The 18,869-nt window shown below is 69.6% G+C and carries 19 protein-coding genes; 9 read left to right on the top strand and 10 right to left on the bottom strand.

The window, feature by feature from the left end; all coding sequences use genetic code 11:
* Positions 1–66 precede the first annotated feature (66 nt).
* Genes ABID81_RS07600 through tkt form a run of 3 tightly spaced genes read right to left on the bottom strand, consistent with a single transcriptional unit; the run spans position 67 to position 4,907 of the window.
* Complete coding sequence (locus ABID81_RS07600; protein WP_354594201.1) at positions 67–1,662, bottom strand: phosphoglucose isomerase-related protein; 1,596 nt, start codon at positions 1,660–1,662, stop codon at positions 67–69.
* Positions 1,659–2,786: a transaldolase gene (tal, locus tag ABID81_RS07595; protein ID WP_354594200.1), complete on the bottom strand. Its 1,128-nt coding sequence runs from the start codon at positions 2,784–2,786 to the stop codon at positions 1,659–1,661. Before tal ends, ABID81_RS07600 begins: the two co-directional genes overlap by 4 nt.
* Positions 2,787–2,813: 27 nt before the next feature.
* On the bottom strand, positions 2,814–4,907 hold the full coding sequence (gene tkt / locus ABID81_RS07590; RefSeq protein ID WP_354594199.1) for a transketolase: 2,094 nt from the start codon (positions 4,905–4,907) through the stop codon (positions 2,814–2,816).
* A gap of 284 nt (positions 4,908–5,191) precedes the next feature.
* Between tkt and ABID81_RS07585 the strand changes: the two genes are divergently transcribed.
* Together ABID81_RS07585 and ABID81_RS07580 are read left to right on the top strand one after the other, a co-directional pair.
* The gene (locus tag ABID81_RS07585) at positions 5,192–6,115 is read left to right on the top strand and encodes a heme o synthase (protein ID WP_354594198.1); all 924 of its coding nucleotides are present in this window, start codon (positions 5,192–5,194) and stop codon (positions 6,113–6,115) included.
* Between the two features lie 3 nt (positions 6,116–6,118).
* Positions 6,119–6,553, top strand: a complete 435-nt coding sequence (locus ABID81_RS07580) for a GNAT family N-acetyltransferase (RefSeq protein ID WP_354594197.1) — start codon at positions 6,119–6,121, stop codon at positions 6,551–6,553.
* Positions 6,554–6,592: 39 nt separating this feature from the next.
* Here the strand turns inward: ABID81_RS07580 and ABID81_RS07575 are convergent, their stop codons facing one another.
* Entirely contained in the window at positions 6,593–7,561 is a 969-nt protein-coding gene (locus ABID81_RS07575) for a COX15/CtaA family protein (protein WP_354594196.1), read from the bottom strand.
* Between the two features lie 299 nt (positions 7,562–7,860).
* Here ABID81_RS07575 and sufB point away from each other — a divergent pair, with 299 nt between their 5' ends.
* The 5 genes from sufB to ABID81_RS07550 are packed head-to-tail and all read left to right on the top strand — an operon-like array spanning position 7,861 to position 11,972.
* Complete coding sequence (gene sufB, locus ABID81_RS07570; RefSeq protein ID WP_354594195.1) at positions 7,861–9,279, top strand: Fe-S cluster assembly protein SufB; 1,419 nt, start codon at positions 7,861–7,863, stop codon at positions 9,277–9,279.
* Entirely contained in the window at positions 9,280–10,506 is a 1,227-nt protein-coding gene (sufD, locus tag ABID81_RS07565; RefSeq protein WP_354594194.1) for a Fe-S cluster assembly protein SufD, read from the top strand. It begins immediately after the preceding gene.
* Complete coding sequence (locus ABID81_RS07560; RefSeq protein WP_354594193.1) at positions 10,506–10,838, top strand: non-heme iron oxygenase ferredoxin subunit; 333 nt, start codon at positions 10,506–10,508, stop codon at positions 10,836–10,838. The genes sufD and ABID81_RS07560 overlap by 1 nt, the downstream gene beginning before the upstream one ends.
* 13 nt (positions 10,839–10,851) lie before the next feature.
* Positions 10,852–11,637: a Fe-S cluster assembly ATPase SufC gene (gene sufC, locus ABID81_RS07555; protein WP_056256284.1), complete on the top strand. Its 786-nt coding sequence runs from the start codon at positions 10,852–10,854 to the stop codon at positions 11,635–11,637.
* Positions 11,638–11,639: 2 nt separating this feature from the next.
* Entirely contained in the window at positions 11,640–11,972 is a 333-nt protein-coding gene (locus ABID81_RS07550) for a metal-sulfur cluster assembly factor (RefSeq protein WP_043594998.1), read from the top strand.
* 75 nt (positions 11,973–12,047) lie between these two features.
* On the opposite strand, the gene ABID81_RS07545 is transcribed toward ABID81_RS07550, so the two are convergent.
* A complete protein-coding gene (locus ABID81_RS07545) occupies positions 12,048–12,653 on the bottom strand; it encodes a biotin transporter BioY (RefSeq protein WP_354594192.1) in 606 nt (201 codons plus the stop codon).
* A gap of 148 nt (positions 12,654–12,801) precedes the next feature.
* Between ABID81_RS07545 and ABID81_RS07540 the strand changes: the two genes are divergently transcribed.
* Complete coding sequence (locus tag ABID81_RS07540) at positions 12,802–14,400, top strand: ABC-F family ATP-binding cassette domain-containing protein (protein WP_354594191.1); 1,599 nt, start codon at positions 12,802–12,804, stop codon at positions 14,398–14,400.
* Between the two features lie 46 nt (positions 14,401–14,446).
* On the opposite strand, the gene ABID81_RS07535 is transcribed toward ABID81_RS07540, so the two are convergent.
* The 3 genes from ABID81_RS07535 to ABID81_RS07525 are packed head-to-tail and all read right to left on the bottom strand — an operon-like array spanning position 14,447 to position 15,929.
* The gene (locus ABID81_RS07535) at positions 14,447–15,298 is read right to left on the bottom strand and encodes an SURF1 family cytochrome oxidase biogenesis protein (protein WP_354594190.1); all 852 of its coding nucleotides are present in this window, start codon (positions 15,296–15,298) and stop codon (positions 14,447–14,449) included.
* Positions 15,295–15,531, bottom strand: coding sequence for a hypothetical protein (locus ABID81_RS07530; RefSeq protein WP_354594189.1), 237 nt, complete (start codon positions 15,529–15,531; stop codon positions 15,295–15,297). Before ABID81_RS07530 ends, ABID81_RS07535 begins: the two co-directional genes overlap by 4 nt.
* Positions 15,531–15,929 carry a DUF3099 domain-containing protein gene (locus ABID81_RS07525; protein WP_354594188.1) on the bottom strand — a complete coding sequence of 133 codons (399 nt, stop codon included), beginning with the start codon at positions 15,927–15,929 and terminating at the stop codon, positions 15,531–15,533. Before ABID81_RS07525 ends, ABID81_RS07530 begins: the two co-directional genes overlap by 1 nt.
* Before the next feature lie 206 nt (positions 15,930–16,135).
* Here ABID81_RS07525 and fabG point away from each other — a divergent pair, with 206 nt between their 5' ends.
* Positions 16,136–16,846: a 3-oxoacyl-ACP reductase FabG gene (fabG, locus tag ABID81_RS07520; RefSeq protein ID WP_354594187.1), complete on the top strand. Its 711-nt coding sequence runs from the start codon at positions 16,136–16,138 to the stop codon at positions 16,844–16,846.
* Between the two features lie 58 nt (positions 16,847–16,904).
* Here the strand turns inward: fabG and serB are convergent, their stop codons facing one another.
* Positions 16,905–17,543, bottom strand: coding sequence for a phosphoserine phosphatase SerB (serB, locus tag ABID81_RS07515; RefSeq protein ID WP_354594186.1), 639 nt, complete (start codon positions 17,541–17,543; stop codon positions 16,905–16,907).
* Between the two features lie 53 nt (positions 17,544–17,596).
* Positions 17,597–18,838 carry a glucose-1-phosphate adenylyltransferase gene (locus tag ABID81_RS07510; RefSeq protein ID WP_056256261.1) on the bottom strand — a complete coding sequence of 414 codons (1,242 nt, stop codon included), beginning with the start codon at positions 18,836–18,838 and terminating at the stop codon, positions 17,597–17,599.
* Between the last annotated feature and the right edge of the window lie 31 nt (positions 18,839–18,869).

The following is an 18,869-nucleotide window of genomic DNA, read 5'->3' as shown; positions in this document are numbered from 1 at the left end:
CCGGGACGGGGCGTCCGGGGGCAAGGCGAAAGGGCCGGCGTCCCTGGGGACGCCGGCCCTCTCGGCTCAGCGGAGTGCGGCGGTGATGACGGGCAGCGCGGCGGCCACGTCGGTCACGGTCAGCGTGAGCACGGGGCGACCGTGCTCGGCCAGGACCTTCGCGTCGCCCGCGGCCTGCGCCTGGACCAGCTGCCCGAAGGTGAACGGGCTGTCCGGGATCTCGAGGTCGGTCTCGGGCACCTGCGTGATCTGCAGGAACACGCCGTTGGCCGGCCCGCCCTTGTGGTACTGGCCGGTCGAGTGCAGGAAGCGCGGGCCCCACCCGAAGGTGACGGGACGCTGCGTGCGCGCCGCCAGGAGGTCGCGGACCCCTTCGAGCTGCGGGTTCGCCACGCGGTCCACGTACGCCTGGATCGAGACGTAGCCGTCGTCGTCCAGGTGCGTCAGCAGGGCTGCCACGGCGGACTCGAGCGAGTCGCCCAGCTCGACGCCACCGACCTGACGGACCTCGACGCCCTCGGCCGTGAAGGCCGGGGGAGTCGGCTCGGGACGGTCGTCGAGCAGCGCGCGCGTGGCGACCTTGGCCGACTCGACGTCGGGCTGGTCGAACGGGTTGATGTCGAGCAGCCGCCCGGCGACCGCCACGGCGTACTCCCAGACCATGATCTGGCCGCCCAGCGAGCCCGAGATCTCGACCTCGCCCGGTGCGACCTCGCGGGTCTCGTCGGCGTTCGCGACGAGGCGGACGACCTGGACGTCGTGCAGGCCGGCCGAGATCTCGGGGGCGGACCCGTCGATCACGACGGGGAGCAGACCCCGGCCCTGCTTGCCCGTCGACTCGGCGATGAGCTGTTCGGCCCAGTCCGGGAACCCGACGATGTGCGTGCCGTCGGCGACGATCGCGATCTTGTCACGCAGCGGCTTCGTCCCCGCCAGGACGGCGCCGAGCACCAGCCCGGGGTTGTCGGCCCGGTCCTGGGCGAGCTCGACCGTGACGGCGTCCGCCTCGGCCAGCAGCTCGCGGATGTCGGCTCCCGCGAGGCCGGACGGCACGAGACCGAAGGCCGACAGGGCGGAGTAACGCCCGCCGATGTTGGGGTCGGCGTTGAAGACCCGGTAACCGGCCTCGCGTGCCTGGCCGTCGAGGGGCGACCCCGGGTCGGTCACGACGACGATGCGCTCGACGGGGTCGATGCCGGCGTCGGTGAACGCCTTCTCGAAGGTCTTGCGCTGGCTCGCCGTCTCTACCGTCGACCCCGACTTCGACGAGACGACCAGCACGGTGCGCTCGAGGCGGTCGGCGAGGGCCGTGAGCACCTGGCCGGGCTCGGTGGCGTCGAGCACGGTCAGCTCGACGCCGTAGGTGCGCGTGATGACCTCGGGTGCGAGCGACGACCCGCCCATGCCCGCGAGGACCACGTGGTCGACGCCCTTGGCCGCGAGCTCGTCGCGCAGGGCGTCGATCTCGTCGAGGAGCGGGGTCGAGACCACGACGGCCTCGGTCCAGCCGAGGCGCTTGGCCGACTCGTCCTCGGCCTCGGGGCCCCAGAGGCTGGGGTCCTGGGCCGTGATGCCCGACGCGACGAGGTCGCTCACCAGCTGGGGGACGACCGTCTCGATCGCCTGGGCCGCGTCGCCGCTGGCCGCGATGGTGATGGTCACTTGGCGACCTCGGCGGGCTTGGCGGCCTCGAGGGCTGCGGTCACCGTGTCGAGCAGTTCGTTCCACGAGACGATGAACTTCTCGACGCCCTCTTTCTCGAGGGTCTCGGTCACGTCGTCGTAGGACACGCCCTGTGCCGCGACCGCGTCCATGACCTCGTTGGCCGACGCGTAGGAGGCGCTGATGGTGTCGCCACGGATCTCACCGTGGTCGAAGGTCGCCTCGAGCGTCTTCTCGGGCATCGTGTTCACGACGTCCTGGGCGACCAGCTCGACGACGTACGTCGTGTCGAGGACGGCGGGGTCCTTGACGCCGGTGGAGGCCCAGAGCGGACGCTGCTTGTTGGCGCCCGCGGCGAGCAGACCCTTGGCGCGCTCGGTGTCGAACGCCTGCTGGTACACCTCGTAGGCGAGCTGGGCGTTGGCGACGCCCGCCTTGCCCTTGAGGGCCTTGGCCTCGTCGGTGCCGACCGCGTCCAGGCGCTTGTCGATCTCGGTGTCGACGCGCGACACGAAGAAGGACGCGACCGAGTGGATCTGCGTGACGTCGATGCCGGCGGCCTTGGCCTGCTCGAGACCGGTCAGGTACGCGTTGATGACCGCGCGGTACCGCTCGAGGCTGAAGATCAGGGTCACGTTGACGCTGATGCCCTGGGCGATCACGGCGGTGATGGCCTCGAGGCCCTCGACGGTCGCCGGGATCTTGATGAGTGCGTTGGGACGCCCGACCTTCGCGGCGAGCTTGACCGCCTGGTCGATGGTGCCCTGGGCGTCGTGCGCGAGACCCGGCTCGACCTCGATCGACACGCGGCCGTCGAAGCCACCCGTCGTGTCGTAGATCTCGCGGAAGATGTCGCTGGCGCGCGTCACGTCGTCGGTGGTGATCTCGAAGACGGCGTCGGTGACGCTGACGCCGGTCTTCGCGAGCAGGGCCACCTGGTCGTCGTAGGCCTCGCCCTTGGCGAGGGCCGAGGCGAAGATCGTGGGGTTGGTGGTGACCCCGACGACGTTGCGCTCGGCGATCAGCTTCTGCAGCCCGCCGGCGTTGATGCGCTCACGCGAGAGGTCGTCGAGCCAGATGCTGACGCCCGCGGCGGAGAGCTGTGCGGTGTTCGAATCGGTCATGGTGTCTTCTCTTCTTCCTGTCGACGCTCAGAGAGCGGCGATCGAGTCCTTGGCGGCGGCGACGGCGGCTTCGGTCGTCATGCCGAACTGCTTGAACAGCGTCTTGTAGTCGGCCGACGCACCGAAGTGCTCGATCGACACGCTGCGACCGGCGTCGCCGACGATGCCGCGCCACGGCATGGCCACGCCGGCCTCGATCGAGACGCGGGCCTTGACGGCGGCCGGCAGGACCGCCTCCTTGTACTCGTCGCTCTGCTCGTCGAACCACTCGATGCTGGGTGCCGAGACGACGCGGGCGTTGATGCCCTCGCCGCGCAGGACCTCGCGGGCCTCGACGGCGATCTGCACCTCGGAGCCGGTCGCGACGAAGATCACGTCGGGCGTGCCGCCCGGTGCCTCGGCCAGGACGTAGGCGCCCTTGGCGACGTTCTTCGCCGACGCGAACGTGTCGCCCTCGGCGTCGCCGGTGCCACGCTCGAAGACGGGCAGGTTCTGACGGCTGAGCGCGATGCCGGCGGGGCCGTGGTGGCGTTCGAGGATCGTCGCCCAGGCCCAGGCGGTCTCGTTGGCGTCCGCGGGGCGGACGACGTCGAGGTCGGGGATGGCCCGCAGCGAGGCGAGCTGCTCGATCGGCTGGTGGGTCGGACCGTCCTCGCCGAGGGCCACGGAGTCGTGGGTCCAGACGTAGATCGCGGGCGACTTCATCAGCGCGGCGAGGCGGACCGCCGGGCGCATGTAGTCGCTGAAGATCAGGAAGGTGCCGCCGAAGGGGCGCGTGTTGCCGTGCAGGGTGATGCCGTTGAGGATGGCGCCCATGGCGTGCTCGCGGATGCCGAAGTGCAGCACGCGACCGTAGGGGTCGCCGCTCCACTCGTCCGTCGACCACTCGGTCGGCACGAACGACTTCGAACCCGTGATGGTGGTCAGGTTGGACTCGGCCAGGTCGGCCGAACCGCCCCAGAGCTCGGGGACGACGCCGGCGAGGGCGTTGATGACCTTGCCCGAGGCCGCGCGGGTCGAGACGTCCTTGCCTGCCTCGAAGACGGGCAGGGCCTCCTCGATGCCCTCGGGCAGCTCGTTCGCGAGGATGCGGTCGAGCAGGACCTTCTTGTCGGGGTTGGCCGTCGCCCAGGCGGCGAGCTTCTCGTCCCACTCGGCGTGCTGGGCCTGGCCGCGTTCGACGGCCTTGCGCGTGTGCTCGAGCACGGCGGGGTCGACGTCGAAGGACTTCTCGGGGTCGAACCCGAGGACCGACTTGAGACCCGCGACCTCGTCGGCGCCGAGCGCCGAGCCGTGGATCTTGCCGGAGTTCTGCTTCTTCGGCGACGGCCAGCCGATGATCGTCTTGAGGATGATCAGCGAGGGCTTGTCGGTGACGCCCTTGGCCTTCTCGATGGCGTCGTTCAGCTCGGCGACGTCCTCGACGTACTCGCCGGTCTTCTTCCAGTCGACGACCTGGACGTCCCAGTCGTAGGACTCGAAGCGCTTCTGGACGTCCTCGGTGAAGGCGATGTTCGTGTCGTCCTCGATCGAGATCTGGTTCGAGTCGTAGATCGCGACGAGGTTGCCGAGCTTCTGGTGGCCGGCCAGCGAGGCAGCCTCGCTCGTGACGCCCTCCTGCATGTCGCCGTCACCGGCGATGACGTAGACGAAGTGGTCGAAGGGGCTCGTCCCGGGGGCGGCCTCGGGGTCGAACAGGCCGCGCTCGAAGCGGGCCGCGTAGGCGAAGCCGACCGAGCTGGCGAAGCCCTGGCCCAGCGGACCGGTGGTGATCTCGATGCCGTCGGTGTGGCCGTACTCGGGGTGGCCGGGGGTCTTTGAACCCCAGGTGCGCAGGGCCTCGAGGTCGTCGAGCTCGAGACCGTAGCCACCCAGGTAGAACTGGATGTACTGCGTCAGCGAGCTGTGGCCGACCGACAGGATGAACCGGTCGCGACCGATCCAGGTGCTGTCGCTCGGGTCACGACGCATGACCTTCTGGAAGAGCAGGTACGCGGCGGGCGCCAGGCTCATCGCGGTGCCGGGGTGGCCGTTGCCGACCTTCTCCACCGCGTCGGCCGCGAGGACGCGGACCGTGTCTACTGCTTTGTTGTCAATGGATTCCCATTGCAGATCTGCCACTGGAAGTTGACCCTTCTTGATGCGAACTGCGCGGGGTCGATTCGCTCCCGCGCTGACGTGCGCCTGCCGAGACGTCGTCGGCTGGGTCGCACACACGCTGGGGGCGGTGATCAGGACGGTTCGTCCGGTGATTCGGGGACCGAGAGGGCGTGCGACTGGCAAGCTCCTGCAAGTATAGGGACGAACCCCCCGTGGCCGTCCGCATCCCGCGGTGGGTTCGCCGTCAGCGTCGACGTTCATCGCCTAGACTTCCTGGGCAAACCGTTCGTCTCGTTAGAGGACTCATGACCGCAGCCGTTGACATCCGCCCCGACACGTCACCCCGGGGCTTCCGTCGCAAGGCTCGAGCGTACGTCGCCCTCACGAAACCCCGTGTGATGGAGCTCCTGCTCGTCACCACGGCCCCGACGATGTTCCTGGCCCAGGGGGGAGTCCCGAACCTCTGGCTGGTCGCCGCCACGCTGATCGGCGGTGCCCTGAGCGCCGGTTCGGCGTCGGCGTTCAACTGCTACATCGACCGTGACATCGACCGCATCATGAAGCGGACCCAGGGGCGCCCCCTCGTCACGGGTGACGTCAGCGACCGCGAGGCGCTGGTCTTCTCGTACGTGGTGGGCGTCGCCTCCATCGTCTGGCTCGCCCTGACGGTCAACCTGTTGTCGGCGGCCCTCTCGCTCGGGGCCATCCTGTTCTACGTCGTGGTCTACACGCTCTGGCTCAAGCGCCGCACCCCCCAGAACATCGTCTGGGGCGGCATCGCGGGCTGCATGCCCGTGCTCATCGGGTGGGCGGCCGTCACCGGCGACCTCTCGTGGTCCGCCGTCATCCTGTTCATGGTGATCTTCCTCTGGACGCCTCCGCACTACTGGCCGCTCTCGATGAAGTACCGCGACGACTACGCCGCCGCCGACGTCCCCATGCTCGCCGTCGTGCGGGGTCGCTCCATCGTCGGCCTGCAGGTCGTCCTCTACGCCTGGGCAACCGTGGCGTGCTCCCTGATCCTCGTGCCCGTCGCCGGCATGGGGGCGCTCTACACCGTGGTCGCCCTCGCCAGCGGCGCCTGGTTCCTCTGGGAGTCCCACCGCCTGTACAGCCGTGCCATCCAACACGTCTCCGAGGTGCGTCCGATGCGGGTCTTCCACAGCTCGATCACGTACCTCACGTTGCTCTTCGTCGCCGTCGGCGTCGACCCGCTGCTGCCCTTCTGATCGATGGGCACGATCGCGTGGTCGGTCCGTCCGGCGCGCCCGGACGACCTCGACGTGTTGTCCGACCTCAAGCTCCGGGTGCTGAGGCCCGAGTTCGAGCGGCTCGGCATCTGGGACCCGCCCCGTCACCGGGCGCGCTTCGTGCGTGAGTTCGACGCTGACGAGACGCGCGTCGTCGAAGGCGACCGGCGCCTCCTGGGGTGCATCGCCCTGCACCCCGAGGCCGACACGACCTGGCTGAGACACTTCTACCTGGCCGAGGAGGCGCGAGGTCGCGGGATCGGGACGACCCTGCTCTCCGAGGCGATCGCGTCGGTCACCCCGGGGTCGATCACGCTCGACGTGCTGACGGGCAGCCGTGCCGTGTCGCTCTACGAACGCAGCGGCTTCGTCGAGATCGCCCGCGACCCCGTCGACACGGTCATGCGCCGCACGTAGCCGCCCATGGGGCGGACACGGGCCGGACGGGCCCGACGGTCAGGCTCGGACGGCCGCGGCCTCGACGATGGGCTCGACCTCGTCGGGGGCCTGGTCGTTGCGCAGGGACAGCACGACGGCGGTCGTCGCGGCCACGAGCAGTGCGGCGAGCACCATGTGCGTTCCGACCAGGAGGGGAGGCAACCCCGTGCGGGCCTGCGTGATGCCGACGGCGATCTGCACGAGCTCGACGGCGAGCAGCGCGACGGGGAAGCGGCGGGGGAGACCTGCCGCCACCGTCCAGGCGACCACGGCGACGGTCAGCGCCAGGGTGGCGTAGGCCGGCCAGCTGTGGACGTGGTCCATGATCGCGGGGTCGAGGCCGTTGCGCGGGGTGGCCGCGTCGCCCGCGTGCGGGCCGGAGCCGGTGGTGAGCACGCCCACGACGACGGTGACGCCCACGACCGCGGCGAGGACGTGCACCAGGCGTGCGTAGCCGGGCGGGGTCGCGGCGTGGTGACCGCGGGGCCCCCGGTGCACACGCCAGAGGAGCGTCGTCGTGAGGCCGACGAGGACGATCGAGACGACGAAGTGGGCACCGACGATGTAGGGGTTGAGCCCCGTCAGGACGGTGATGCCGCCGAGCACGGCCTGGAACGGGATGCTCAGGCCCTGCAACAGGGTGAGCCAGAAGAAGTCGCGCCGGACCTTCCGTTGGCGCAGGACGAAGAGGAAGGCGAGGATCACCACCAGGGTGAGCACGAAGGTGAGCAGACGGTTGCCGAACTCGATGGCACCGTGGATGCCCATCTCGGGCGTGCTGACGAACGAGTCCGTCGTGCAGCGGGGCCAGGTGGGGCAGCCGAGGCCTGAGCCGGTGAGCCGGACGGCGCCGCCGGTGCCGATGAGCAACACCTGGCAGACGAACGACGCCCAGGCGATGAACCGGACCCGACGGTCGACCGTCGTGGGCAACCACGACCAGGCTCGGGTCAGGACTCCGGTGGTGCCCACCTGTGCGTTGCTCACGACTTGCTGCCTTTCGTCACTTTCGGCGGTCTGCCCTGTAGAATCGACGGGTTCAGGAACACGACCCGGCAGGGTGTCGACGGAGACATCCGAAGACCGCGAGATCCGCAGAAGCGGTACGCGGCCCTCACCACCAGTCTAAGCAGCGCGACCTGGCGTCTCGATCACCTCGGGCGTCGGCGAACGAGGCGGAGGCCACCGACGTGTTCGACTCGCACCGCGAGCAGCTGGGCCGCTCCACCACCCGGGGAATGCCGTTCGGCCCACCCGTGTTCGGTCCGGCAGAGAAAGAGGTAGTCATGTCAGACGTGTTGATCGATCGACCCGAGCTCGAGAGCCTGGGGCAGTACGAGTTCGGCTGGTCCGACTCCGACACCGCGGGCGCCTCGGCGCGCCGGGGGGTGTCACCCGAGGTCGTCACCGACATCTCGAACCTGAAGAGCGAACCCGAGTGGATGCTCAAGAACCGTCTCAAGGGCCTGGCGCTCTTCGAGCGCAAGCCGATGCCGACGTGGGGTGCCGACCTCTCGGGCATCGACTTCGACAACATCAAGTACTTCGTCCGGTCGACCGAGAAGCAGGCGACGACCTGGGACGAGCTGCCGGACGACATCAAGAACACGTACGAGAAGCTCGGCATCCCCGAGGCGGAGCGCAACCGTCTCGTGGCCGGCGTCGCCGCCCAGTACGAGTCCGAGGTGGTCTACCACCAGATCCGCGAGGACCTCGAGCAGCAGGGTGTCATCTTCATGGACACCGACACGGCGCTGCGCGAGCACCCCGAGATCTTCCAGGAGTACTTCGGAACGGTCATCCCGGCCGGCGACAACAAGTTCGCCGCCCTCAACACGGCCGTCTGGTCGGGCGGGTCGTTCGTCTACGTGCCCAAGGGCGTCCACGTCGAGATCCCCCTGCAGGCCTACTTCCGCATCAACACCGAGAACATGGGCCAGTTCGAGCGCACGCTGATCATCGCCGACGAGGGCAGCTACGTGCACTACATCGAGGGCTGCACGGCGCCGATCTACAAGTCGGACTCGCTCCACTCGGCCGTGGTCGAGATCATCGTGAAGAAGAACGCTCGCGTCCGCTACACGACGATCCAGAACTGGTCGAACAACGTCTACAACCTCGTCACGAAGCGGGCCATCGCCCACGAGGGCGCCACCATGGAGTGGATCGACGGCAACATCGGCTCGAAGGTGACGATGAAGTACCCGTCGATCTACCTGGTGGGCGAGCACGCCAAGGGTGAGACCCTGTCCGTCGCCTTCGCGGGCCCGGGTCAGCACCAGGACGCCGGCGCGAAGATGGTCCACATGGCGCCGTACACGACGTCGTCGATCGTCTCGAAGTCCATCGCCCGCGGAGGCGGTCGAGCGGGCTACCGCGGCGAGGTCCGCGTCGACGAGGCCGCACACCACGCGGCCAACACGGTCCGCTGCGACGCCCTGCTCGTCGACACGATCTCGCGCTCCGACACGTACCCCGCGATCGACATCCGCGTCGACGACGTCCAGCTCGGTCACGAGGCGACGGTGTCCCGGGTCAGCGAGGAGCAGCTCTTCTACCTCATGTCGCGGGGCATGGCCGAGGACGAGGCCATGGCCATGATCGTGCGTGGCTTCATCGAGCCCATCGCCCGCGAGCTCCCGATGGAGTACGCGCTCGAACTCAACAAGCTCATCGAGATGAGCATGGAAGGATCAGTCGGCTAGATGTCCGCCGCAGCACCCACCACCACACCAGAGTCCACCACCACCCCGGGCGTCCAGCACGGAGCAGGGGCCCACAGCGACGGCGGCTGGGGGCTCGTGCCCGTCCAGACTCGGTCCGAGCGTTTCACCTCGACCGACCCCGCGGCGTTCCCCGACGTCACCGGTCGCGAGGTCGACTGGAAGCTGAGCCCCGTGGCGCGCCTCCGTGCCCTCATCGACGGCGACCTCGACGGTTCGCCCTACGCCTACCTGGCTCGCGAGACCCCCGGTGCGACCGTCGAGTGGATCGACCGTGCCGACCCCCGCGTCGGCACGGCGGGCACGCCGGAGGACAAGGCGGCCGCCAACGCATGGTCGAGTGCCGAGAAGGTCCTCTCCGTCACCCTGGACGGCGACGAGCCCTCGGCGATCACGATCGGCCGGTCGAGCCTCGACCGCGAACCCCGCGCGGGTCACACGCTGATCCACGCCAAGGCGAACAGCCAGGCCATGGTCGTGCTCCGCAACACCGGGGCGGCGCACCTCGTCGAGAACGTCGAGATCGTCGTCGACGAGGGAGCCCACCTCACCGTCGTGACCTTGCAGGAATGGGACGACGACGCCGTCCACCTCGCGAGCCACCACGCACGCATCGGGCGCGACGCCCAGCTCAAGCACTTCGTCGTCAGCCTCGGAGGCTCGGTCGTCCGGGTGAACCCGTCGGCCCACCTGGCCGAGCAAGGGGCGGACGCCGAGCTCTACGGCGTGTACTTCGCCGACGCCGGCCAGCACCTCGAGCAACAGGTGTACGTCCACCACGACGCTCCGAAGACCCGCAGCCGCGTCAACTACAAGGGCGCACTGCAGGGTGCCGGTGCCCGCACCGTGTGGATCGGCGACGTCCTGATCGCTCGCACCGCCCCCGGGACCGACAGCTACGAGCAGAACCGCAACCTCGTCCTCAGCGAGGGCACGCGAGCCGACTCGATCCCGAACCTCGAGATCGAGACCGGCGACATCGAGGGTGCCGGTCACGCCAGCGCCACCGGTCGCTTCGACGACGAGCACCTCTTCTACCTGCAGTCCCGGGGCATCTCCGAGCACGAGGCACGCCGTCTCGTGGTGCTCGGCTTCCTCGTCGAGGTCATCCAGAAGATCGGCGACGCCGACCTTCAGACCCGCCTGGTGGACGCCATCGAGGCCGAACTGGCCGCGGGCGAGGCCACGTCGATCGAGACGGTCGCCTGATGGCCATCAAGGTCTGCGGCGTCGACGACGTCAGCCCGGCCCAGGCCCTGCGGGTCGTCGTCGACGGCGTCGCGATCGCCGTCGTGAAGGACAGCGCCGGCACCATCCACGCGATCGGCGACACCTGCACCCACGGCGACATCTCGCTCTCCGAGGGCTTCGTCGAGGACGACACGCTCGAGTGCTGGGCCCACGGCTCGAAGTTCGAGCTCACCACCGGCAAGCCGCTCACGCTGCCCGCCTACGAACCCGTACCGGTCTTCTCGGTCTCCGTCATCGACGGCGAGGTGTACGTCGACACCGCCTCGACCGTCACCGGCGCCGCACAGTAAAGGAACAGAACGCATGTCCACTCTCGAGATCCGCGACCTCAAGGTCAGCATCGACACCGACCAGGGCCCGAAGCCCATCCTCAAGGGCGTCGACCTCACCATCAACGAGGGCGAGATCCACGCCGTCATGGGCCCCAACGGCTCGGGCAAGTCCACCCTCGCCTACACGATCGCCGGCCACCCGCGCTACAACGTCGACGGCGGCTCCATCCTCCTCGACGGCCGCGAGGTGCTCGAGATGAGCGTCGACGAGCGCGCCAAGGCCGGCCTCTTCCTCGCCATGCAGTACCCCGTCGAGATCCCGGGCGTCACCGTCTCGAACTTCCTGCGGACCGCCAAGACCGCCCTCGACGGTGAGGCCCCCGCCATCCGTGGCTGGATCAAGGACCTCCGTGAGTCGATGAGCGCCCTCAAGATGGACTCGGCGTTCGCCGAGCGCAACGTCAACGAGGGGTTCTCGGGTGGCGAGAAGAAGCGCCACGAGATCATGCAGCTCGAGTTGCTCAAGCCGAAGTTCGCCGTCCTCGACGAGACCGACTCGGGCCTCGACGTCGACGCGCTCAAGATCGTGTCCGAGGGTGTCAACCGCGCCAAGGCCAACACGGGCCTGGGGCTGCTGCTCATCACGCACTACACGCGCATCCTGCGCTACATCAAGCCCGACTTCGTGCACGTCTTCGTCGACGGCCACGTCGCCGACGAGGGGGGTCCCGAGCTGGCCGACCGTCTCGAGAACGAGGGTTACGACCGGTACGTGACGGCAGCCGCCGCCGAGGCCGCCGCGACCACGGCGGTCTGACCGTGGCCGTCGCGCTGAGTCCCGAGAAGTTCGACCAGACGATCGAGGCCCTGAAAGAGGTCGTCGACCCCGAACTGGGCGTCAACATCGTCGACCTCGGTCTCATCTACGACCTGGCGATGGACGAAGAACACGAGAACGCGCTCATCATCAGCATGACGTTGACGAGTGCCGGGTGCCCGTTGACCGACGTGATCGAGGGCGACACGGCCAACGCCCTCGACGGCGTGGTCGACGCGTTCCGCATCAACTGGGTGTGGATGCCGCCGTGGGGCCCCGACCGCATCACGGACGACGGCCGTGACATGATGCGGGCCATCGGGTTCTCCATCTGACCCCGCCCGCCCCGACGACGAAGCCCCGCCCCTCGCGAGAGGGGCGGGGCTTCGTCGTGTCGACGGCAGGAGGCGCTAGTCGCCGATGCGCTTCAGCGCGCGCCAGGCGAGGGGCAGGGCCGCCGCCGCGATGAGCCACTTGGCGATGCCGCCCACGACGAACGGGTAGAGACCCGCCGCCAGGACGCTCGACGGGTCGTTCGGCAGGCCGAGGGAGCCGAGCACGACGGCCAGGTAGGGCAGTCCGACGGCGAAGGGGATCAGGCTCGCCAGGAAGAAGGCGACGGCGGAGCGGCCCCACTTCTTGTCCCAGTCGCGTTCGGACAGCCACCCCACGGCCGCGGCGGCGACGACGAAGCCGATGACGAAGCCGAAGCTCGGCTTGAGGACGCTGAGCGGACCACCCGAGAACTCTGCGAAGATCGGCAGACCCGCGACTCCGAGGACGAGGTAGGCGGCGAGCGAGAGCGCACCGCGCCGGGCCCCGAGCGACGCTCCGACGAGCATGACGCCGAGGGTCTGACCCGTGACGGGCACCGGCCAGAGGGGGATCTGGACCTGCGCGAGGGCCGACACGACGGCCACGCCACCGAGCACGAGGGCCACGTCCGTGGCTGCGCCCCGGGCCACCAGACGGTCGGCGAGGACCGGCCGTGAGGTCGATGCGGCGGTGTTCGTCATGGGGACTCCTAGAATGGGTGGGTTGATCGGCCGAGCGGCTGGTCGGCAGCGCAGTGCTGCGACCCTCTCCACACGACGTCCCCATCCTATGGGCGGCCCTCCTCCGGGTCCCGTTGTGGACTCCTCACCAATCGATTGGACATCTGCTGTGCTCTCCGTGCACGATCTCGAGATCCGCGTCGGCGCGCGCCTCCTCATGGCCGACGTCTCGTTCCGGGTCGACCGGGGCGACAAGATCGGCCTCGTCGGCCGCAACGGCGCCGGCAAGACGACCATGACCAAGACGCTGGCGGGCGAGACCCTCCCGACCGGCGGCAAGATCGAGCGGTCGGGCGAGATCGGCTACCTCCCGCAGGACCCACGCAGCGGCAACCCCGAAGACCTCGCCCGCACGCGCATCCTCGACGCCCGGGGGCTCGGGCAGCTGCTGCTCGGCATCCAGGAGGCCACCCTCGCGATGGGCGATCCCGACGCGGACGTCGCGGCCCGGGCCATGAAACGCTACGGCGACCTCGACGATCGCTTCAACGCCCTCGGCGGGTACGCGGCCGAGGCCGAGGCCGCGTCCATCGCCAGCAACCTGAGCCTGCCCGACCGCATCCTCGACCAGCCCCTCTCGACGCTCTCGGGTGGTCAGCGTCGACGGATCGAGCTGGCGCGCATCCTGTTCTCGGCGGCCGACACGATGATCCTCGACGAGCCGACGAACCACCTCGACGCCGACTCGGTCGTGTGGCTGCGCGAGTACCTCAAGACGTACCAGGGCGGCGTCATCGTGATCAGTCACGACATCGAACTCGTCGAAGAAGTGGTGAACCGCGTCTTCTACCTCGACGCGAACCGCCAGGCCATCGACGTCTACAACATGGGCTGGCGCAACTACCAACGCCAACGTGCCGCCGACGAGGAGCGCCGCAAGAAAGAGCGCTCGAACGCCGAGAAGCAGGCCTCGGCCCTGCAGAAGCAGGCTGCCCGCTTCGGGGCCAAGGCCTCCAAGGCCGCCGCGGCACACCAGATGGTGGCCCGTGCCGAGAAGTTGCTGTCGGGCCTCGACGAGGTGCGCGCGGTGGACCGCGTGGCGAAGCTGCGCTTCCCGACCCCGGTCGCCTGCGGCAAGACGCCGCTCATGGCGTCGAACCTCTCGAAGAGCTACGGCTCGCTCGAGATCTTCACGGCCGTGGACCTGGCCATCGACCGGGGGTCGAAGGTCGTCATCCTCGGCCTGAACGGTGCCGGCAAGACGACGCTGCTCCGCATCCTGGCCGGCGTCGACGCTCCCGACACGGGGCAGCTCGAACCGGGCCACGGCCTCCGGGTCGGCTACTACGCGCAGGAGCACGAGACGATCGACGTCAAGCGCAGCGTGCTCGAGAACATGGTGTCGTCCTCGCCGAACATCACCGAGATGGAGGCGCGGCGCGTGTTGGGGTCGTTCCTGTTCACGGGCGACGACTCGGCCAAACCCGCCGGCGTGCTGTCGGGGGGCGAGAAGACCCGGCTCGCCCTGGCGATGATCGTCGTCTCGGGCGCCAACGTGCTGCTGCTCGACGAGCCCACGAACAACCTCGACCCGGCCAGCCGCCTCGAGATCCTCGACGCCCTCAGCAACTACGAGGGTGCCGTCGTCCTCGTCAGCCACGACGAGGGAGCGGTCGAGGCGCTGAACCCCGAGCGCGTGTTGATCATGCCCGAGGGCACCGAGGACCACTGGACGCCGGACTACTCCGACCTGATCAACCTGGCCTGATCACCCCCGCGCCGATCGGGCTGGCCCGGCCCGGTCGGAGACGGGCTCAGCGGTGGACGCCGTCGAGGATCTCGTCCTCGACGTCGTTGTCGTGGCGGGGCCGTGCCTCGCGACGGCGCTGCCGTTCGGCCTCACGCTCGACGAGTTCGTCGTCGTCGGCGTTCTGGTTGCGGTACTCCTGCCGGAAGACGTAGAACAAGAACCCGAACGCCCCCACGGCGAACATCAGCCACTGCACGAAGTACGACAGGTTGAGTCCGGTGTCGACCTCGGGCTTCGACGACGGCACCGGTGCCGTCGAGGGCGCGGGGGTCTCGCTGACGATCAGCCCGTAGGCAGCGGAGTAGATCGGCTGCCCGACCCGAGACTCGACCTCGCTCAGCTGGATCGTCGCGATCTGGTTCGTGCCCGGCACGCCGGTGCGGTCGCCCACGGCGGGCTCGCCCGGCTTCAGGCGGGCCACGACCGTGACCTCGCCCGACGGAGGCGCGGGAACGACGTCGGGGGAGTCCTGGGCGTTCCCGGTCGGCACCCAGCCACGGTCCACGACGAACACGTCGCCCTGCGTGGTGCGGAAGGGCACGAGGACCTCGAACCCCGGCTGGCCGTTCAGGGGCCGGTTGCGCACCAGCAGCTCGTCGTCGGCGAGGTAGCGGCCGGTCATCTCGACCGGCTGCCATTCTCGGGCGGGGTCGTACGAGGACAGCTGGGGCAGGGCCTGCGCCAGCGGGATCGGCTCGGCGTCGTAGGTCTGCTCGAGCTGGTGGACGACCGCGAGCTTCTCGTCGTGGCGGGTCCACTGCCAGTGGGCGAGGAACACGCAGATCACGGCGAAGACGATCGCCACCCCGAGGTAACCCAGCCAGCGTCGGGAGAGGGCGAAGCCGATGTTCGTCACCGCGCCTCCGTTCCGACCCGCTCGACCTGTTCCGACACCCCCGTCACGACGACCGGGAAGTCGCGCGCCTCGAGGAACTCGCGCAGGAAGTCCACGTGCTCGTCGCACGCGGACCACACCTTGACCCGGTCGATGCCGTGGATCTTGGGATTGCGCCAGTGCACATTATGCCGCGCCTCGGCTCGACACGAGGCGCGTGAGCACTGCACGCCTACGGGGTCGAGGCCGAGCATCAGGCGCTCTTCCGGTCGGTGTCCGCCTCGCCGGGAGCCCCACCGGGCGACGCGTCGGGCACGTCGTCACCGGCCGGGGCGGGGCCGGTCGGCCCCGTGTCGCCGTCGACCACGGTGGGACGGAAGGGAGCCTGCGGCTCGCGGTACACCTCGATGCCCCCCGGGCTCTCGACGGCGTCGCCCGCCTCGTGGCCGACGTTGGCGAACACGACGGCGACGTAGGGGATGACGATCGCACCGACGATCGGCAGCAGCGTCCACCACCCCAGGGGGAACACGAAGCACAGGGCGATGCAGACCAGCCTGATGGCCATCGCGACCAGGTACTTGACCATGCGCGAGTGGCGGTCGTCGGTGGGGGAGGGCGGGAGGGACGTGATCGTGTTCGAGGCCTTCACGGGGCACACCTCGATGTCGGGAGGAGGGCGGATGCACCACGGACGGGTGCCGGATCGGTCTCGGGGAGCAGAGGCGCCCGGGGACCGCCTCGATCCTAAGACCCGGGTCCGACAGTAGGCTGGTCGGCGGCCTGCCGATCACAGGTTCGCCGTCCCCGCCGCCGTCCCGAACGGCGACCGTCGAGATCGCACACGAGGAGACCACCATGACCACGCCCCGCACCGTCCTCGTCACGGGTGGCAACCGAGGCATCGGCTTCGCCATCGCCGAGGAGTTCGTCGCCCAGGGCCACCGCGTCGCCGTCACGGCCCGGAGCGGCCAGGGGCCGGAGGGCACGCTGACCGTGGTCGCCGACGTCACGGACGCGGCCTCGATCGACGCGGCCTTCACGACCGTCGAGGCCGAGCTCGGCCCGGTCGAGGTCGTCGTCGCGAACGCCGGCATCACCAAGGACGGCCTGCTCATGCGCATGACCGAGGACGACTTCACGTCGGTCGTCGACACGAACCTGGGCGGGGCCTTCCGCGTCGTCAAACGCGCCTCCAAGGGCATGCTCAAGGCCCGCTTCGGCCGCATCGTGCTCGTCTCGAGCGTGGTCGGCCTCTACGGCGGACCGGGCCAGGCGAACTACGCCGCGTCGAAGGCCGGCCTCGTCGGCTTCGCCCGGTCGCTCACCCGCGAGCTCGGCGGTCGGGGCATCACCGCCAACGTCGTCGCCCCCGGGTTCGTCGAGACCGACATGACGGCGGTGCTGCCCGAGGACCAGCAGGCCGAGTACAAGAAGAGCATCCCGGCCGGCCGCTACGGTACGGCCTCCGAGGTCGCGAAGGCCATCGCGTGGCTCGCCGGCGACGACGCCGGCTACGTCTCGGGTGCCGTCGTCCCCGTCGACGGCGGCCTCGGCATGGGCCACTAGGCCCGCAGGGTCCAGGAGGCGCGGGTCGCCGACGACGTCGGCCCGCGTCGACGGGGGATCAGCCCCGCAACCCGAGCAGGGGCAGCACCTGTGACAGGTCGTTCGTCCCGACGACCACGTCGGCCCGCCGGCGGACGGTCGGCTTGGCGTTGAACGCCACCGAGAGCGCGGCGACGGCCATCATCTCGAGGTCGTTGGCCCCGTCGCCGACCGCGACCGTGTGCGCGAGGTCGACCCGCGCCTCCTCGGCCCACCCCCGGAGGGAGTCCGCCTTCGCCCGTGCGTCGACCACCGGGCCCGCGACGCGCCCGGTCAGGCGGCCGTCGTGCAGCTCGAGCCGGTTCGCCCGGCGGAAGTCCAGGCCGAGGTCGTCGGCCAGGGGGTCGAGCGTCTCGTGGAACCCGCCCGACACGACGCCGACGAGGCCGCCGGCGGCGTGCACGCCGTCGACGAGGTCGCGGACGCCGCGGGTCGGGGTGAGGCGCGACCGCACGTCGTCGAAGACCGACGCGGGCAAGCCCTCGAGGGTCGCCACGCGTTCGGCGAGGCTCGTCGCGAAGTCGAGCTCACCGGCCATGGCCCTCGACGTGATGTCGGCGACCCGCTCGCGGGAGCCCGCGGCGTCGGCCAGCAACTCGATCACCTCGTCCTCGATCAGGGTGGAGTCGACGTCGAGGACGATGAGGAAACGCGGCACGCCGACAGCCTAGGGCCGCCGACGCACCGCGTCGCCCGTGTGACGCCGGGCTGCTACTGGTCGACCCGGACGCCCTTGCCGACCACCGTGATGCCCGACGGCGTCACCGTGAAGCCGCGGGCCCGGTCCGCCTCGGGGTCGACGCCGACGGACGCACCCGCCGCGATGACGACGTCCTTGTCGAGGATCGCCCGGTTGACGACGGCGTTCGGTCCGACGTGGGCCCGCTCGAAGACGACCGAGTCGACGACTCGCGAACCGCTGTCGAGGGTGCACCAGGGGCCCAGCACGCTGCGCTCGACGTGCGCGCCCGAGAGCAGCGAACCGAGCGACACGATCGAGTCGATGGTCGTGCCGAGGTTGCCGTGACCGTCGCGCACGAACTTCGCCGGCGGCGAGTTGAGCTGCTGGCTGAAGATCGGCCAGTCGGTGTTGTAGAGGTTGAAGATCGGCAGCGCCGAGATGAGGTCGCGGTGCGCGTCGTAGAACGAGTCGATGGTGCCGACGTCGCGCCAGTAGTAACGGTCGCGCTCGGTCGAACCGGGGACCTCGTTGCGGTTGAGGTCGTAGACGGCCGCGTCGCCGCGCGAGACGAAGTCGGGGACGATGTCGCCGCCCATGTCGTGGTCGGAGTCGGGCTTCTCGCCGTCCCGCAGCACGGCGTCGATGAGGACGTCGGCGTCGAACACGTAGTTGCCCATCGAGGCGAGGATCTCGTCGGGGGAGTCCGGGAGGCCCGTCGCGTCCTTGGGCTTCTCGAGGAAGCGCCCGATGCGGGTCGGGTCGTCGGAGTCGACCTCGATCACGCCGAACTGGTCGGCGAGCGAGATGGGTTGACGGATCGCGGCCACCGTGACCCCCGCGCCCGAGGCGATGTGCGCCTCGATCATCTGCGAGAAGTCCATGCGGTAGACGTGGTCGGCGCCCACGACCACGACGATGTCGGGCTTCTCGTCACGCAGCAGGTTGAGGCTCTGCAGGATGGCGTCGGCGCTGCCGGCGAACCACCGCTTGCCGAGCCGCTGCTGGGCCGGGACCGAGGCGACGTACGCGCCCAGGAGGCCCTCGATGCTCCAGGTCTGCGACACGTGCCGGTCGAGGCTGTGCGACTTGTACTGGGTCAGGACGACGATCTGGCGGAGACCCGAGTTGATCAGGTTCGACAGGGCGAAGTCGATGAGACGGTAGTTGCCACCGAACGGGACTGCGGGCTTCGCGCGGTCCGCGGTCAGGGGCATCAGGCGTTTGCCCTCGCCACCAGCCAGGACGATGCCGAAGATCTTCTTTGATGCCATGGGGCCAGAATGGCACGATTCGGGCCCGCAC

This window comes from Frigoribacterium sp. PvP054 (assembly GCF_040547465.1).
Lineage (GTDB): Bacteria > Actinomycetota > Actinomycetes > Actinomycetales > Microbacteriaceae > Frigoribacterium.
This window is presented reverse-complemented; position numbering and strand designations above follow the sequence as displayed.

Bases quoted from the DNA above. Each gene is read 5' to 3' on its own strand.
- ABID81_RS07580 (WP_354594197.1), top strand. From the start codon at position 6,119: ATGGGCACGATCGCGTGGTCGGTCCGTCCGGCGCGCCCGGACGACCTC.
- ABID81_RS07530 (WP_354594189.1), bottom strand. From the start codon at position 15,531: ATGCTCGGCCTCGACCCCGTAGGCGTGCAGTGCTCACGCGCCTCGTGT.
- fabG (WP_354594187.1), top strand. From the start codon at position 16,136: ATGACCACGCCCCGCACCGTCCTCGTCACGGGTGGCAACCGAGGCATC.
- ABID81_RS07510 (WP_056256261.1), bottom strand. From the start codon at position 18,838: ATGGCATCAAAGAAGATCTTCGGCATCGTCCTGGCTGGTGGCGAGGGC.
- tal (WP_354594200.1), bottom strand. From the start codon at position 2,786: ATGACCGATTCGAACACCGCACAGCTCTCCGCCGCGGGCGTCAGCATC.
- sufD (WP_354594194.1), top strand. From the start codon at position 9,280: ATGTCCGCCGCAGCACCCACCACCACACCAGAGTCCACCACCACCCCG.
- ABID81_RS07545 (WP_354594192.1), bottom strand. From the start codon at position 12,653: ATGACGAACACCGCCGCATCGACCTCACGGCCGGTCCTCGCCGACCGT.
- ABID81_RS07560 (WP_354594193.1), top strand. From the start codon at position 10,506: ATGGCCATCAAGGTCTGCGGCGTCGACGACGTCAGCCCGGCCCAGGCC.
- sufC (WP_056256284.1), top strand. From the start codon at position 10,852: ATGTCCACTCTCGAGATCCGCGACCTCAAGGTCAGCATCGACACCGAC.
- sufB (WP_354594195.1), top strand. From the start codon at position 7,861: ATGTCAGACGTGTTGATCGATCGACCCGAGCTCGAGAGCCTGGGGCAG.
- ABID81_RS07585 (WP_354594198.1), top strand. From the start codon at position 5,192: ATGACCGCAGCCGTTGACATCCGCCCCGACACGTCACCCCGGGGCTTC.